10 protein-coding genes are annotated in these 16,051 nt (G+C 61.4%); 5 read left to right on the top strand and 5 right to left on the bottom strand.

The window, feature by feature from the left end; genetic code table 11:
• Positions 1 to 2: 2 nt before the first annotated feature.
• From C8K63_RS08510 to C8K63_RS08490, 5 genes are read right to left on the bottom strand one after another with little or no spacing between them, the layout of a single operon-like run.
• Complete coding sequence (locus C8K63_RS08510; protein WP_371920739.1) at positions 3 to 1,646, bottom strand: DUF2300 domain-containing protein; 1,644 nt, start codon at positions 1,644 to 1,646, stop codon at positions 3 to 5.
• Entirely contained in the window at positions 1,624 to 6,183 is a 4,560-nt protein-coding gene (locus C8K63_RS08505) for an alpha-2-macroglobulin (protein ID WP_108216312.1), read from the bottom strand. The genes C8K63_RS08510 and C8K63_RS08505 overlap by 23 nt, the downstream gene beginning before the upstream one ends.
• The gene (locus C8K63_RS08500; protein ID WP_177413225.1) at positions 6,180 to 6,818 is read right to left on the bottom strand and encodes a DUF1175 domain-containing protein; all 639 of its coding nucleotides are present in this window, start codon (positions 6,816 to 6,818) and stop codon (positions 6,180 to 6,182) included. Before C8K63_RS08500 ends, C8K63_RS08505 begins: the two co-directional genes overlap by 4 nt.
• Positions 6,815 to 8,527 (bottom strand): DUF2138 domain-containing protein, encoded by a 1,713-nt coding sequence (locus C8K63_RS08495; RefSeq protein ID WP_108216310.1) that lies wholly within the window; start codon positions 8,525 to 8,527, stop codon positions 6,815 to 6,817. Before C8K63_RS08495 ends, C8K63_RS08500 begins: the two co-directional genes overlap by 4 nt.
• 39 nt (positions 8,528 to 8,566) lie before the next feature.
• Positions 8,567 to 9,358 (bottom strand): YfaP family protein, encoded by a 792-nt coding sequence (locus tag C8K63_RS08490; protein WP_108216309.1) that lies wholly within the window; start codon positions 9,356 to 9,358, stop codon positions 8,567 to 8,569.
• Between the two features lie 278 nt (positions 9,359 to 9,636).
• Between C8K63_RS08490 and C8K63_RS08485 the strand changes: the two genes are divergently transcribed.
• The 5 genes from C8K63_RS08485 (at position 9,637) to C8K63_RS08465 (ending at position 16,020) form a co-directional block, all read left to right on the top strand.
• Positions 9,637 to 10,782: a Fic family protein gene (locus tag C8K63_RS08485; protein ID WP_108216308.1), complete on the top strand. Its 1,146-nt coding sequence runs from the start codon at positions 9,637 to 9,639 to the stop codon at positions 10,780 to 10,782.
• 83 nt (positions 10,783 to 10,865) lie between these two features.
• Positions 10,866 to 11,108 (top strand): exodeoxyribonuclease VII small subunit, encoded by a 243-nt coding sequence (locus C8K63_RS08480; protein ID WP_108216307.1) that lies wholly within the window; start codon positions 10,866 to 10,868, stop codon positions 11,106 to 11,108.
• The gene (ispA, locus tag C8K63_RS08475; RefSeq protein WP_108216306.1) at positions 11,105 to 11,992 is read left to right on the top strand and encodes a (2E,6E)-farnesyl diphosphate synthase; all 888 of its coding nucleotides are present in this window, start codon (positions 11,105 to 11,107) and stop codon (positions 11,990 to 11,992) included. Before C8K63_RS08480 ends, ispA begins: the two co-directional genes overlap by 4 nt.
• Before the next feature lie 91 nt (positions 11,993 to 12,083).
• Entirely contained in the window at positions 12,084 to 13,982 is a 1,899-nt protein-coding gene (dxs, locus tag C8K63_RS08470; protein WP_108216305.1) for a 1-deoxy-D-xylulose-5-phosphate synthase, read from the top strand.
• 151 nt (positions 13,983 to 14,133) lie between these two features.
• Positions 14,134 to 16,020, top strand: coding sequence for a TonB-dependent receptor domain-containing protein (locus tag C8K63_RS08465; RefSeq protein ID WP_108216304.1), 1,887 nt, complete (start codon positions 14,134 to 14,136; stop codon positions 16,018 to 16,020).
• Positions 16,021 to 16,051 lie beyond the last annotated feature (31 nt).

The raw sequence follows: 16,051 nt of genomic DNA, 5'->3' as shown, positions 1-16,051 counted from the left end.
GTCTATTCCAGCAAGAGGTGGCGGGCAAGCCCTTCGATGTAGGTTTCATCCTGGCCGTTGGGGTGTGCTTCAAAAGCCAGGTGCAGGTATTCGTGGGTCAGGTCGAGACGGTCTTGTAGTGTCTGCGCGCCACGCACGTAGATGCGCTGGCGTTCGCGGTCGACATAGGGGCGGCCGAAGGCCAGACGGCATACGGCGAAGGTGCTGACTTCGCTGTACCCGGTTTCGCTTTCAAGCCTTGGGCGCCAGCCGCGCCGTTGTTTCTGCAGCCATGTTTGTGCGGCGGGCAACGCTTCGCAGGACGCGACCGGGTTGTCCCAGCGACTGAGACTGGCGCGAGGGTAGGCGTGCAGCAGGATGGCGTCGTAGCGCTGGCCGGCACGAGCCTGCTCGACGGCTTGCTGCCAGGACAGTTTGTCCGGGCCGGGCTGGTCGGAATGGTAGGTGACGGCGCTACCGGCCAGCACCAGGTCGCTGGTCCAGGCGGCGATGTCGCGAGACTCGGACGCCGCCGGACGCGGTGCGACCCGCTGACGGCTACTGCTGTCGTCGATGCTCAGGCAGTCACCGCTGCGCGTAGCGTTTTGCAGCAGGTAGGTGCGGATGGCCACGGTCAGGGCTTTGGCGGCTTCGACCGGTTCGGCACTGGCTTCGCGCTGGAGAACACGGGCGACGTATTCTTCGCGATCCAGCCGGGCGATGAGCTTGTCTTCCAGCAGAAACAGCTCGCCGTCGCTGTGAATATCCAGCGCATTGCCGTTGGCGAATTCGACGCGGTAGTCACCCTGCAACGCTCCGGAAGTCACCGCGGCGCCTCCTGACAGCACCCGCCGAAGTGGATAGCGGGAGAACAGGTCGACCTCTACGCATTTGCCTGCATCAGCAGGCCACGAAACGGGAATTACCGTAGACAATGCTTGCGCGTAATCACGCAGAACCCGCTGACTGGTGCCCCGTCCTCCAGCCCAGACCGGTGTGCCATCCGCCGTCCAACCGGCAAACCCGCCCTGACGCGATGTAGCATCCTGATCCGCCAACCAGCTCCAGGTCTTCACCCGCAAACGGCTGCCGAGTTCGCCGACGACATGGCCATCGGCGGCATTGAGTACCACATCGAGCAACACACGCCGCGCTTGATCCTGCGCCGGCAGCACGGCCAACACCTTCAACAGTTCCGCCACCGAAACCCGGGTAGCCGGTTGCAACGAAGGCAAATCCAGCAACCATTGCGGCGCCTGCCGCGCCTGCCAATAGGCTCGCCAGTCGGCATCGCCGATGCCCAACCGAGCGGGTTCGAAATACAGACCGCATGACTTCACCAACGCCTGATCTCGCTCGATCCTGCCGCCCGTCGTGCAGCAATACACCTCTTCTTTCGACTGGCCGCGGCATTCATAAGCCGGCTCACGCGCGCCGGTGTCCACTAGCCAGGCGTAGACGAACAACTTCCACACACTGCCCAGCGGTGTCTGCAAGGTCTGCGGCAACGGTTCGCGGGCGATCACCTGAGTTCGATTCAGCGACAACAAATCGCCCTTGAAGGCCAGGCGCAACGGTTCGTCCTGCGCCGTCGCCAGCGCAGGGATCAAACACAGCAAGCAACCTATCAGCAGCCTGTGCACGTCAGTGAACCGTGAGCTGGCCAAGAGCTGCTTTTTGCTCAAGCGCCTGATGCTGCGGCGCATAAACCTGGGTGAACCGCACCGGTGGCAAGTTGAACTGCCCCTTCTGCGAGAAACGCACCAAGTGCCGCAGGCGCAATTCGCCACTCAAGGCATCGACCGGAATGGCGTAGGCCATTTGTCCCGGTTCGAATCGCGCCTTTTCCAGTGACATCGGCTCAGTGCCGGCCTTGCCCATGAGTTTGATGCCCCAGGTCGTGCGTTCGACATCGGCACCCGGCGGCAGCGGCACTTCCAGCATGCCGTAACGCAACGGTCTGGCGGCTTTACTGGTGACGATCACTTCGTCGAGATAGAGGTTGTCGCTGGACAGCGGCGCGTTGCCGACCGCTTCAAGTTTGAAGGTGAAAGCCTCATCCCCCGGCACCAGTCGCGACAGGCGACGGGTGATGGTCACGGCCATCGGATCGACCACCGGCTGTTGGCTGCGGTAGCTCAATGCAGCGCGCAACGGACGCTCTTGCGCACCGGTCAGCGTCAATACCGCCGGCACGGGCGCAGCCCCCTGCCACGTCCAATACATCTCACCAGAAACTCCGTACTGCTTCTTCCAGCCTTCACCCGGCGCCAATGCAATGGTGGGCGATGCCTGCTCGATGCTGCGTTGCATCCAGGTAAGTGCCAATGCACGTTCCAGGGTCGATTGCTGTGGCAATAGACGTTGCAACAACGCTTGAGCGTGAGCCTGATCAAAGGGTTGCAGTGACAGGTTCAGCGCTTCGGCAAAGGGCTGGGAACTGACCGCCAGACGCTGCTGCGCGTCGGCCAGTTGCCGATTGAACGCGTCCGGCAAAGCGACCTTCGCTTGCCTGGCCAGCGATGCCGTCAGCACCCGTGCGGCCGCCAGCCCCAGGGCTGAATCCGGATCGCTCATGACGAGGCTGTCTTCGCCGCTGTCCATCAGGTTCGCGGCAGTGCCCTCGCCCGCTTTTGCCAGGTCATCCATCAGGCCACTGAGCAAGGTGTTGACCGGCAACTGCATCTGCCGGGCGAACGACAGGATCAGCGCCCGCTGCAACAGCGGCGTGTTCTTCGCCTGCTTGGCGTAGACCTCAAGCACCCGCTGCCAATGCTCCGGCGGCAGGCTCAGATCCAGCACCTGGCTGGCGTGCCAGTCGGCGTAATAGGCGTAGGCGGTGAGGAAGGCATCCGGCTCGCCGTCCATGCCCCACCAGGTGAAGCTCGCCGAAGGGCCGGCCATTTGCACCAGGCGCAAACGACTGTTTTGCATGATCAGGCGCAGGCGATCGCGGATCTGCGGATTCGCCGCCAGCGTCGGGTAGGCGATGCTCAACGGCAACAGGCGACTGGCCGTTTGCTCTACGCCACCGTAGGGGTAGCTCAGCAGGTCGTCGAGGGCGGAACGGAACAATGCTTGCGGGCTGTCATCCAGGCGCAGGCGGATATCACTGGCGTCTGTCGGCAGCGTCAGTGGCGTATCACCCTCACCCACATCAAGGCTCTGGGTTTGAGTCACCTGCCAGCCTTCGCCACTCGCGCTCAGGCGCACCGCCAGGGCATCTGCGGTTTTGCCGTCCTGCACCAGCTCGGCGCTCCACTCGCCATTGGCCAGTTCAAATGCTGGCAACGGGATGTAGTTGATGCCGCTGTTCAAGGTCACAGGCACGCGCTGGTCGTTGCCAGCGTAACGGGTCACCAGTTCGGCCTTGAGCGGTTTCTCGGCCTGGCTGAAGGCGAATACACCGAGGTCCGGTTTGTCGCCGGCGCGGAATCGGGTCGGCCCGCTCCACTTCAGGTACAAAGGTTTTTCCGAGCGCAGGAACTGCTTCTTCTGACCGACCTGACCACCATCAGCGATGGCCCTGGCGGTGATGCGCCAGCGGGTCAGGGAGTCGGGCATCTTGAAAGTGAAACGGGTTTTGCCGTTGGCATCGGTCAGCAACTCAGGTTGCCACGCCGCCGTGTCGACGTCCTCACGACGCGGTCGCTCCAGCACTTTCACGCCGCGCTCACTGCGATTGGCTTTGCCCGGTGCACCGGGGCTGCCCGGCAGGGCGACGTCATAACTGATGAACGACAAACTGGCGCTGGTGCGCACGTTGTTACGCCGTGGGTGATAGAAGAGCTGGTCGATGCTCGGCGCGACTTCCGGTTGCAGGGCGTAGACCATTTCATCGACCACGCTGACCGTCAGGTGTGCGGGAATCGCTTTGCCGGCGAACAGGGTGGTCAGGTCCACCGAGACGGTTTCACCCGGCTGATAGGTTTCCTTATCCGTGGTGATGGCCACGTCGATCTGTGGTGTCACCACCTTGATGCCGGCGTTCTGGAAGCTGTATTGGCCGCCCTTGGTGTACAGCACCGAGAAGGTCAGGTTCGGCGCGAAACCGTCCTTCACCGGGATGCGCGCGCGGTATTGGGTATCGCTGAGTTTTTCCAGTTTCAGCCAGTCACCGCCCCTGGATAGCAGCGCGGTCGCCTCGACCTTGTCGCGCTCCAGGGACAGCAGGGCATCGCTGACCGGTTCAGGGAGTGTGATCAACGCCAGCGCTTCATCGCCGGTAATGTACTCGGGCTTGTCGAGGACGATTTCCACGGTGCCGGGTACGGCTTTGACACCCTCGCCGGAAACCGAATGGCCGGTGGCACCGACCACCCGGCCATGATCATCCTTGAGTGTCAGGTTGTAGGTGCCCGGCCGGTCAAAGGCCAGGGTGAAACCCTTGTCCGTTGCTGCGAGTTTGCCTTCGCCGGTGCTCTGGTCCTCCAAACGCACCCAGCCAAAGCTACCCGGCGTAACGGCATCGGCCGGCTCGCCTTCGCGGGTGTAGCTGAACACAACCTTGTCACCCACCGAGCTGAAGCGTCGGGGTGCGCTCAAGCGGAAATTCGCCGCGCCACGGTCAATGAGGATTTCCTTGGTGGTCTTGACCCGATACGCCGCGCCGTCGCTGGCAAACACCGTGAGCATGTAGCGACTCGGTTTGTCGGCGGCCGGCAAATCGAGGGTCGCATTGCCCTTGGCGTCGGTGGCCAATTCGGTGCTGGTCAGCTCCACCGGGAATTGCCCGAGGTATTGCAGTTCGTTGTCGACCATCGACAGCTGTTGGGCGCGCAGGCTCAGGTTCAGTTTCGCATTGGCCACCGGCTTTCCGTCCGGGTACAGCAGCACCAGGTTGCCCTTGACCGGCTCGCCGGTGCGGTAATCCTGCTTGGCCAGATTGAGCGAAATTTCGAAGTGCGGCTTGATGTATTCAGCGACGCGGAAGGCGCTGCTGTAGGCCTGATCCTTGTAGTTGAAACGCAACTCGTAGCCACCGGCCACGGCGTTATCCGGCAGTTGGAACCGGCCCTGGGTGCCAGCCTTGGAATCGAGTTTCAACGCCAGACTTTGCAGTGCCGTTCCCGTCGCATCCAGCACGGTCACATTGACGTCGGCCGCGCTTGGCTGCACCGAGTCCCGTGCGTTCTTGAACTCCCGCCCGACGATTTTCAGCGACACCCAGTCCCCCGGCCGATACAGCGGCCGGTCGGTGAAGGCATAGAGTTTGGTGTCGTAGATTTCGCTGTCGTAGTAGAAATTCTCGGAGACAAACACCCCGCCCTCCTCGTCTTCGCCGATCACGAACGAACGCTCGGGGCTGACGTGTTTCAGGCGCAGCAGGCCGTCGGTATCGGTGGCACCGCTGCTCATCACGCCGAGGCCATCGGTCCACAGCACATTGACCTTCGGCACCGAGCTGCCTTCGTGTTTGCGCGCGGCCCACACCAGCAATTCGTCACCGGCGATCTTGCTCACCGCCACGGTGTTGGATACGAACACCATGGTGGTCGCGCGGTACTTGCCGATCAGCGCTTCCACCAGATACAGACCCGGTTTGAGATTGCCCAGCGGGATGTACACATTGCCCGGCGCGACGCTGACGAACTCGCTGGAAGACCCGGCCAGGTTCACCCCCTCAGGTGGCTGGATCGGCTTGGCCTGCCACAACGGATAGCGGAACTGGCTGACCACCGGCAAACCCGGTATCAGCGCGAATTGCGGCTGCGCATCGTAGGGCGTTGGCGCGGCCATCGCGTTGCCCATCTTCAGTTCCGGCACTTGCTCGGTGACTTGTTTACGCGACTCGTAGGAAAACGCCCGCTGCATCACCCGACGGGATTTGCGATACCAGTTGTCCCACAGGTAAGCGAGGGTATTGGACAGGCCTTCACCCTTGAACTGGCCATCGCTGACCACTCGATGCAGGTTCTTCTGGCGCTTGAGGAAGTCCAGCGGTTTGTCGATGCGGTACACCCGAATGTCGGCACCGCCGTAGGGTTCCATGCGAAACCGGCGATAGTCGCGTCCCGGTGCTTCGAGGCGCACCATCGCCTGTTCATCGCTGGCAAAACTGCTGTCGGCCAGCAGAAAAAAACTCTCGCCGGCCACCGGCACATAGCCGCTGGCCGGGACCGAATCTTCGGCGTCAACCGCCGAGAACGGCAGCAACAACACCAACATCAGAGACAGAAAACGCAGCATGCGGGCACCGGTCACGGGGAGAGAAAATTCAGTCGATAGACGCCGATGAAGTTGGGGTTGGCTGCGTCGGGTATCCATCGGGTGTCCTTCCATGTCATGAGTTGCTGCAGGCTTGCCGAACGCATGCCGTTGTCGGTGGGTGTGCTGGTGCCGGTGTGATAGGCGATGTAACGGCCCATCCAGATCATCAGGTGCTGGTCGTCGCCCTGATCGAAAAACATCAGGTCGCCAGGGCGCGCTTGAGCCACATCGCGGCTGACCAGATGGCTGTTGAACTGGATCAACTTGATCGCATTGACGTATGGCCCGACCTTGCCGCCGCCCTGCTGCCATTGCTGGGCAAGAGCGCGCTGGGCGTCGCTCAGTTGCAGCTCCGGCGGCAGGTAACGATTGGACAGGCCATTGCTGCGCAGCCATTTGTCGTCATGGACTTTCAGCGCCTCATTGGCAGCAAAGCGCACCAACCCGGCGCAGTCTTGCTGATACCAACGCGGGCTCGGGCCCTGGCTGAGTTGCTCCTGGGCGATGCGCACGAACCAGGCGCGAAACACCTGGGACTGCTGCGGGTCGAGCGACGGTGCCTCCACAGCGTGGGCACCCGCGATCAGCAACAGTGTCAGCAGGCCGAGACTTCGGATCAATGCCGTCACAGGGCTTTCCACTCCAGCGGCAGCCACTGCCAGTGGCCGTCGGGCTCGCTGCCTTCGGGCAAGGTCAGGGCGTATTTGCCGTAGCCGCCGAGCTTGCGCAGTTTCGGGATCAGGTAGGTTTGCGCGGCGTTGTAAAACACCGGTTCCATGTCCTGGGGCAGACTGTCGAGGGTTTCCTGCTGCATCAGTTGCGCCATGGAATCCGGACCGAAATAGACCGGCATCAGCAGGTCTTTCGGTACCACGTCGGCCATCGGCGGGAAGCGTTTGTCGAGGGTGCCGAGGGCCTTGTCCACCAGCTTGTCGTCGAGGGAAAACAGCAGCGTCGAACCGTGACGCGCCAGACGGACGTTCATGAACGCCTTGCCGGTGATGGCGTCGGGGTCTTCAGCGTCCTTGGCCGCATAGGGACCGAAACTGGAGCTGACCTGGCGTTGCCACTGATGGCTCTGGCCTTCCTGTTTTTCCACCACCGGGAAGGCGCCGTCTTCGACATTGGGCTCAAAGGCACCGACCATCGAGCCGAACAGGCTGCCCAAATCCCCATCCAGTTTGCCGCTGCCATCATCGTTGAGGCTGGCCACCAGCAAAGGCGTGTACAACCGCGAATCGGCATACCAGCACAGGCCCGCCGCGCCGGCCATGTGTTCGGTCAGCGCCTGGGCCACCTTCTCCTGCGCACCGAGTTTCACCAGCAGCGGCTTCTGTTGTTCGGCAGCCAGCGGCAACGCCACGCAAGCGCTGGCGCCCATGGGCATGGCTTGCCAGATCGGTTTGAAATCGAAGTCCGGCTGATTCTCCAGTTCATCCATGGCCAGAAAGCTGTGCCAGCCCTTGTCGTCCATGTCGAAACGCAGGCCGGCGAAGTTCGGAATGAAGCGCTGGTAACCCATCGCCAGCACGCTGGCATTGACTGACAGGCGTTGTTTCACCTGTGGCGTACGAGGCGGCAGGCCGAAGGCTTCGGGGAACAGTTTGTCGCCATTGAGCAACGCGGCAATGGCCGTGGTCGACACGCTGCCCGATTCTTCCGTTGCACCGCTTTGCGGATCGTAGAGTTTCGCCGGGTTGGACAGCACCACCAGTTTGTCGCCATGGGACGCAAACAGCAGCGCCTTGCTCGCGTTGTAGTTGAGTTGATAGAGCGCCACGTCGTCGGTACCGACCTTCAGTTCCGCGACCTTGCTCAGCTGCGAATCGTCCAGCGCCACTTTGGCCAGCGGCTCCAGCACCTTGGCCAGCCCGCCGCGATCCATCACCAGCAGGAAATCCTTGAGCCGCCCATCCGCCCCGCGCCACAACGCTACGTCGGCCGGTTGATCGAACAGCTGCTCGATCAAGGTGTCCTGCAGTTTCAGGTCATGTTCGTAGATGATCCGCCGCAAGCTGCCGATCAAGCCCAGGCGATCGGCGTGGCTTTCGTAATAGAAGACGAAATCTTCGGTCAGGGTTTCCTTGAGGAACGGCACTGCCAGCAAGTCCTTGGGCAACTGGCTCAGGGAATGGGTTTCCAGCAAGCCATCCGGGCGACTCATGCCCAGCTTGTCACTGGCCAACGCAGGCGCCGGGGCCTTGGGCTTGTGCATGAACCACCCCAACCCACCGGCCACAACGACGACCAGGCATAACCCGATCAGCAGCGTCGGCCAATGCAGGGAAGGTTTGGCCGCGGGTGCGCCAGCGGCCGGGGTAACAGTGCTATCACTCATGTTCACAAAACCCGATGTTCATCCGTGGAGCGGGGATGCTTAGTAGTTGAAAGTCTTGATCAGCAGCAGGTCGCCGATTGCGCGCAGGGGCACGACGAACGTCTCGCGTTTTTCATCGACGGTGTTTTCGTTGAGCACCAGGTTGATCTGCGAGGTAATCACCTCGTTCTGGTTGCTGGACTCATCGAAGTTATAGCCGTCGCTGCCGAAGTTGCCCCAATAGTTCACGTAAACCAGATAGGTGCCATGCAGCGGTGCGGTCATGGTGAACATTTCCGGACCCGGGCCATCGACGCCATCAGGGTCGAGGCCGCCGCCATTGGTCAAGGCCGGGTGCGCCCAGAAGGCATGCTGGCCATCGGGCGTGACGATGTGCAGGTCGAGTTCGGCCTTCGGATCGTCCCAACCCAACACCACGCGAATCCGCGCCGGTGTGCGCAGGTTGTTGGCTTCATAGAATTGAACACGCTTGAGGGACTGGCCTTCGGCACTGCGGATTTCGACGCTGTTGGAACCGGCACCAAACGCAAAGGGCCGGGCAAAACGCCCTTGCTCGTCGGTGTAGAGGTTCAGCGGATTGCCATTGACCGCCAACGTGTGCGGCCCGCGCTGGGTGCCGAGGGCCTTGAGGCGGCCTTCGATCATCGTGCGGTTGCGCCGCACGCCTCGGTCAATCGGTGGCGTGGGATAGGCGACTTGCGGGTTTTCGCTACGGTCCAGCAGACCGTTGTAACGCCAGCCACCCACCGGTTCCGATAACTCGGCATTCGGCGCAGCCAGAATCACGGGCGCGATAGTCAACCCGATCAGCAGCAAAAGAAATGAGCGCATGCGACGCCTCCTGCCATGCATGACGAAACCTTGCGCCCGATCCTCGGCGCGTTACAGATGTGGATACTGTGTTTCGTCTGAAAGACCCGTGACTATTGGGCCGTAGATGGCGCAAAGGTTAGCCAGTTGGTTGTTTCTTAACAATCGGATGGCTTCGAAATTGCGGTGGGAATCACGGTAACGGGTGGACGATGAGCCGAATACGCGTCATATTCGGCTCATTATGTGAGCCGAATAGCCCATCTAATCGGCTCACCCCTACTTAGAGCATCAAGTTCATGACACCTCAATGGATATGGCAGCAACCTGATTGGCCGGGTTTCACCTGGAGCGCCGAACGCTTGGCGCCCTTGTTACGCGAGTGCGTTCAAGCACAAGGTCGGCTAATGGGCATGGCCAGTTCCGTGGGCAGTTCGCTGAGCGCACAAAGTGAACTGGATGCATTGCTGCAGAACATCGTCACCTCGTCAGCGATTGAAGGCGAACAGCTGAATGTCGGTTCAGTTCGTTCTTCATTGGCGCGGCGATTGGGGTTGGAACTCAATGATGGCGACAACGTCAGCAAGCGCAGTGAAGGACTCGCGCAATTAATGCTCGATGCGACGCAGCGTTTTGCCGAGCCGCTGACACTTGAACGATTGCTGGATTGGCATGAGTGGCTGTTTCCAGAACAGGACATCGGCTTGGCCGCGCAAAGCATTCGTGTAGGTGCTTTGCGCGGCAATGGTCCAATACAAGTGGTTTCCGGTCGTCTCGACAGACCGACCGTGCACTTCGAAGCACCGCCTCGCCTGGGCCTTGAGCGCCAACTCGATGCCTTCCTCGACTGGTTTGAATCCAGCCGAAATCAGTCCGGGCTCGACCCTTTGCTGCGAGCTGGCATCGCACACTTCTGGTTTGTCACACTCCACCCGTTTAACGACGGCAACGGTCGCCTGACCAGGACGATCACCGACCTTGCATTGGCTCAAGGCGAGGCTCAGGCGATCCGTTTTTATGCCATGTCGGCGAGTATTCTCGATGATAGATCTGGCTATTACCGGGTGCTGGAAACCTGCCAGAAATCCAACACGGACATTACGGTTTGGCTCGAATGGTTCCTGCAAACTCTATTGTGCAGCCTGCAAGAAGCCATGGCACGGATCGAATCCGTGCTGGGCAAAGCGCGCTTCTGGCAGGCGCACCGGGAGTCCGAGCTGTCGACCGAGCAGACCAAAGTACTGAATCGTTTGCTGGACGGGGGGGAACATGGATTCGAAGGCGGGATCAGTGCGGCGCAGTATCAAGCCGTAGTGAAAGTCTCCAAAGCAACCGCGACCCGGCATCTGGCCGAACTTCTGGAAAAGGAATGCCTGCAACGCCTGCCGGGTGGCGGGCGTAGTACGCGGTATCAGATTCGCTATCCTGATAACTCGCCACTGTAGGAGAGTGCGTCGCTGTGAGTTTGCCCATGAACCCCCTATCTGCTAGTGTCGCGCCGGTTTAACGTCAACCGGAAATCGCCGCCATGGCCCGCAAAAAAGCTGCACTGGATTTCGAACAATCCCTCGCCGACCTGCAAACGCTGGTGGAGCGTCTGGAGAATGGCGAATTGTCGCTGGAGGAGTCGCTGGCCGCTTTCGAGCAGGGCATCGGTCTGACCCGCGATTGCCAGGCGGCGCTGGCCCAGGCCGAGCAAAAGGTTCAAGTGCTGCTCGAGCGTGATGGCGAGTTGGCCGAGGAACCCTTCGACGCGGATCAGCCAGAATGATTGCAGCGTACTCCGCCACCAGCCAGGCCCGCGTCAATGCGGCTCTGGAAACCCTGTTCATCGCGCCGAGCCCTGAGCTGGCGCGACTGTATGAGGCCATGCGCTACAGCGTGATGAATGGCGGCAAACGCGTGCGTCCACTGCTGGCCTACGCCGCGTGTGAAGCGTTGGGCGGCAAGGCCGAGCAAGCCAACGGCGCAGCCTGCGCGGTGGAGTTGATTCACGCCTATTCGCTGGTGCATGACGACTTGCCGGCCATGGACGATGACGATCTGCGTCGCGGCCAGCCCACTACCCACAAGAAATTCGATGAAGCCTGCGCGATCCTCGCCGGCGACGGTTTGCAGAGCCTGGCCTTCAGCGCCCTGCTCGATCCACGCCTGAGCACGTCGGATGCTGAAATCCGCTTGCAAATGGTCAGCGCCCTGGCACTGGCGGCAGGCCCGGCGGGCATGGTCGGCGGTCAGGCCATCGACCTCGGTTCGGTCGGCCTGAAGCTTGATCAGAAAGCCCTGGAATACATGCATCGGCACAAGACCGGGGCGCTGATCGAAGTCAGCGTCAAGCTCGGTGCACTGGCCAGCGGCCGTGCCGAGAAAGACGAACTCAAGTCCCTGCAGACTTATGCACAGGCCATCGGCCTGGCATTCCAGGTGCAGGACGACATTCTCGACGTCGAAAGCGATACCGAAACCCTCGGCAAACGCCAGGGCGCCGACATTGCCCGGGACAAACCGACCTACCCGGCCCTGCTCGGCCTCGACGCCGCCAAGGCCTATGCCCTGGAGCTGCGCGACCAGGCCCTGCATGCACTGCGACCGTTTGACGCGGCGGCCGAGCCGTTGCGCGATCTGGCCCGGTATATCGTCGATCGCCGCAGCTGACGGCGAATCCGCCAAAAAAAACCAACGCGTGGGCAGGGACCGATGCATCAGGTAAACTGCCGCATCTTTTATACCTATAACGATTCGCCTGATGCCCACGACGTTTCATGAGATTCCCCGCAAACGCCCGACCACGCCCCTGCTCGACCGCGCGAATACGCCGGACGGCCTGCGCCGGTTAGGCGAAGCCGAGCTGGAAACCCTGGCCGATGAGTTGCGCCTGGAATTGCTCTACACGGTCGGCCAGACCGGTGGGCATTTCGGTGCCGGGCTGGGCGTGATCGAGCTGACCATCGCGCTGCATTACGTCTTCGACACCCCGGACGACCGTCTGGTGTGGGACGTGGGTCATCAGGCTTATCCACACAAGATCCTCACCGGTCGTCGCGAGCGCATGGCCACCCTGCGCCAGAAGGACGGCGTCGCTGCGTTCCCGCGCCGCTCCGAGAGCGAATACGACACCTTTGGCGTCGGCCACTCCAGCACCTCGATCAGTGCCGCGCTGGGCATGGCGATTGCCGCCCGCCTGCAGAACAGCGAGCGCAAGGCGATCGCGGTGATCGGCGACGGCGCGTTGACTGCGGGCATGGCGTTCGAGGCGCTGAACCATGCGCCGGAAGTGGACGCCAACATGCTGGTGATCCTCAACGACAACGACATGTCGATCTCGCGCAACGTCGGTGGCTTGTCCAACTATCTGGCGAAAATCCTTTCCAGCCGCACCTACGCGAGCATGCGCGAAGGCAGCAAGAAAGTGTTGTCGCGCCTGCCCGGTGCCTGGGAAATCGCCCGTCGCACCGAAGAATATGCCAAAGGCATGCTGGTTCCCGGCACGCTGTTCGAAGAGCTGGGCTGGAACTACATCGGCCCGATCGATGGTCACGACCTGCCGACCCTGATCGCCACGCTGCGCAACATGCGCGATCTGAAAGGTCCGCAGTTCCTGCACGTCGTCACCAAGAAAGGCAAAGGCTTCGCCCCGGCGGAAGTCGACCCGATCGGTTACCACGCCATTACCAAACTCGAACCGCTGGACGCCCCGGCCGTTGCGCCGAAAAAGGCCAGCGGGCCGAAATATTCCGGTGTGTTCGGTGAATGGCTGTGCGACATGGCGGCTGCCGATCCGCGCCTGGTCGGGATTACCCCGGCGATGAAGGAAGGCTCGGATCTGGTCGCTTTCAGCGAACGATTCCCGCTGCGCTACTTCGACGTGGCCATTGCCGAGCAGCACGCCGTCACCTTCGCGGCCGGCATGGCCTGCGAGGGCGCCAAACCCGTGGTAGCCATTTATTCGACCTTCCTGCAGCGCGGCTACGACCAGTTGGTGCATGACGTCGCCGTACAGAACCTCGACGTACTGTTCGCCATCGACCGCGCAGGCCTGGTGGGCGAAGACGGTCCAACCCACGCCGGCAGTTTCGACCTTTCGTACCTGCGCTGCATCCCCGGCATGCTGGTGATGACCCCGAGCGATGAAAACGAGCTGCGCAAGATGCTCACCACGGGGCACCTGTATGAAGGCCCGGCGGCCGTGCGTTATCCACGCGGTAATGGCCCGAACGCGACCATCGAGAAAGACCTCGAACCAATCGAGATCGGCAAGGGCGTAGTCCGCCGCCAGGGCAGCAAAGTCGCCCTGCTGGTGTTCGGCGTGCAACTGGCCGAAGCCCTGAAAGTCGCCGAGACACTGGACGCGACCGTGGTCGACATGCGTTTCGTCAAGCCGCTGGATGAAGCGCTGGTTCGCGAAATCGCCGGCAGCCATGAATTGCTGGTGACCGTCGAAGAAAACGCGATCATGGGCGGCGCCGGTGGCGCGGTCAGCGAATTCCTCGCTCGCGAGAACATCCTCAAGTCGATGCTGCACCTGGGCTTGCCCGACATCTACGTCGAACACGCCAAGCCTGCGCAAATGCTGGCCGAGTGTGGTTTGGATGAAGCCGGGATCGAGGCTTCGATCCGCGAGCGCCTGCAACTGCTGAACATCTAAACGCAAAGCCCCGTGTAGGAGCTGCCGAAGGCTGCGATCTTTTGATCCAGGCCTTCGGCAACTCCATATCTGCAAAAATCAAAATCAAAAGATCGCAGCCTTCGGCAGCTCCCACGGGGAGTTGCGTCGCATCTGAAATCCCGGATCCTCCATGAAACTCTCTCCCTTCGCCCTGACGCTGACCCTGCTGCCGGCCGGTCAACTGCTGGCCGACACCTTCGAACGCGATCAGGCCCTGAAGCTGCCCGATGTGTTGATCAGCGCCAACCGCCAGGTCGAAGCGCGCAATGACAGCAGTGCCGCCAACACCGTGTTCACCCGCGCAGACATCGATCGCCTGCAACCCGATAGCGTCACCGACCTGCTGCGTCTCGTACCGGGCGTGCAAGTCGTGCAAACCGGCGGGCGCGGCAGCTTGCCGGGGGTTTACATTCGCGGCACCCAGTCGGCCCAGAGCCTGGTGCTGGTGGACGGTCAGCGCATCGGCAGTTCGACCTCCGGGGACAGCAACCTGCAACACATCAACATCGAGCAGGTCGAGCGCGTGGAAGTGCTGCGCGGCTCCCGCTCGGTGATTTATGGCAGCGATGCGATTGGCGGGGTGATCCAGATCTTCACCCGTCGTAGTGGCGAACAGGGCCTGCAACCTCGACTGCACATGGGCTTTGGCAGCAACCAGACTTGGGAGCGCAGCCTCGGCTTGTCCGGTGGCGATGCACACACCCGCTTCAACCTCGGCGCCAGCCTCGACGAAACCGCCGGGATCAATCGCACCCACGAGTCGTATCCCAGCGACGGCGACCATGACGAATACCGCAACAAATCCGTCAGCCTGAGCCTCAGCCATGCGCTGACCGATGACATCGAAATCGGCGCCAACGCGTTGGATAACCGCGGCAAAAGCGAGTTCGACAACCCGTTCGGGCGCTTCGACATGAATACGTTCGAGTCGGTCCAACAGCAGCCCTACAACGAATTCGATGTGAGCAGTGTCAGCAGTTACATAGACGCGCGCATCAATGATCTGTGGAAAACCCGCATCGAGTTCGGCCATAGCGAAAACCGCGAGAAGACCCTGGACAAGCTCAGCGATGAGCGCAGCGTGTTCAACACCTACCGCGATTCGGTGAACTGGCAGAACGACCTGACGCTCAACGAGCGCAACAGTTTGCTGCTCGGAGGTGACTGGTATGAAGACCGCATCAACAGCAGCACCGCATTCGATGAGGACAGTCGCTGGAACCGTGCGGCGTACATCCAGCACCGCTATCAGGCCGACAGCTTTTCCACGGAGTTGGGCCTGCGTCATGACGATAACCAGCAGTTCGGCAGCCAGAATACCTGGAGTGGCACCTTCACCCTGCCGCTGAACCCGGACAACGAAGTGCTGCTGACTTACAGCGAAGGCTTCCGCGCGCCGACGTTCAACGATCTGTATTACCCCGGCTTCAGCAACCCGGACCTGAAGCCTGAAACCTCAAAAAGCTATGAGCTGCAATGGCGCAGCCAATTGACTGAGGACAGTCGCCTGGAGACGTCGCTGTATCGCACCGACCTTGAAGACGCGATCATCTTCGGCAGCAACTTGCGCCCCGAGAACGTCGCCTCGGCGCGAATCAACGGCTTTGAAGCGGCATTGAAGCAGGAATGGTTCGGCTGGCAGAGCAACCTTGGCGTCGCGATCATCGACCCGAGGGATCGCGACACTGGCCATACCCTGGCCCGTCGCGCGCGGCGCACTTTGAGCTGGGATCTGGACCGTCAGTTCGATCGCCTGGGCCTCGGCGCCAGTTGGCAGGCAGTCAGCAGCAGCTATGACGACCTGAACAATCAACAGCCGCTGGACGGTTATGCCTTGTTGGGGCTGCGCAGCAGTTGGGCGCTCAATCGTGAAATCAGTCTGGAGCTGAAGGTCGATAACCTGCTGGACAAGGGTTACAGCCGGGCGTTGTACAGCCATCAAGGTAGCCAGTACGGGTATCGCGAGGAAGGTCGGGCGTGGATGTTCGGGGTGACCTGGACGCCTGAAATCCACTGAGATCAGTTGTAGGAGCTGCCGAAGGCAGCTC

The organism is Pseudomonas sp. GV085 (assembly GCF_003050925.1).
Classification (GTDB): domain Bacteria; phylum Pseudomonadota; class Gammaproteobacteria; order Pseudomonadales; family Pseudomonadaceae; genus Aquipseudomonas.
The sequence above is the reverse complement of the archived record's forward strand: the minus strand, read 5'-3'. Positions and strand labels throughout refer to the sequence as shown.

What these genes read in the sequence shown, in the direction of transcription:
- dxs (WP_108216305.1), top strand. Translation starts at nt 12,084, where the DNA reads ATGCCCACGACGTTTCATGAGATTCCCCGCAAACGCCCGACCACGCCC.
- C8K63_RS08480 (WP_108216307.1), top strand. Translation starts at nt 10,866, where the DNA reads ATGGCCCGCAAAAAAGCTGCACTGGATTTCGAACAATCCCTCGCCGAC.
- ispA (WP_108216306.1), top strand. Translation starts at nt 11,105, where the DNA reads ATGATTGCAGCGTACTCCGCCACCAGCCAGGCCCGCGTCAATGCGGCT.
- C8K63_RS08490 (WP_108216309.1), bottom strand. Translation starts at nt 9,358, where the DNA reads ATGCGCTCATTTCTTTTGCTGCTGATCGGGTTGACTATCGCGCCCGTG.
- C8K63_RS08465 (WP_108216304.1), top strand. Translation starts at nt 14,134, where the DNA reads ATGAAACTCTCTCCCTTCGCCCTGACGCTGACCCTGCTGCCGGCCGGT.
- C8K63_RS08495 (WP_108216310.1), bottom strand. Translation starts at nt 8,527, where the DNA reads ATGAGTGATAGCACTGTTACCCCGGCCGCTGGCGCACCCGCGGCCAAA.
- C8K63_RS08485 (WP_108216308.1), top strand. Translation starts at nt 9,637, where the DNA reads ATGACACCTCAATGGATATGGCAGCAACCTGATTGGCCGGGTTTCACC.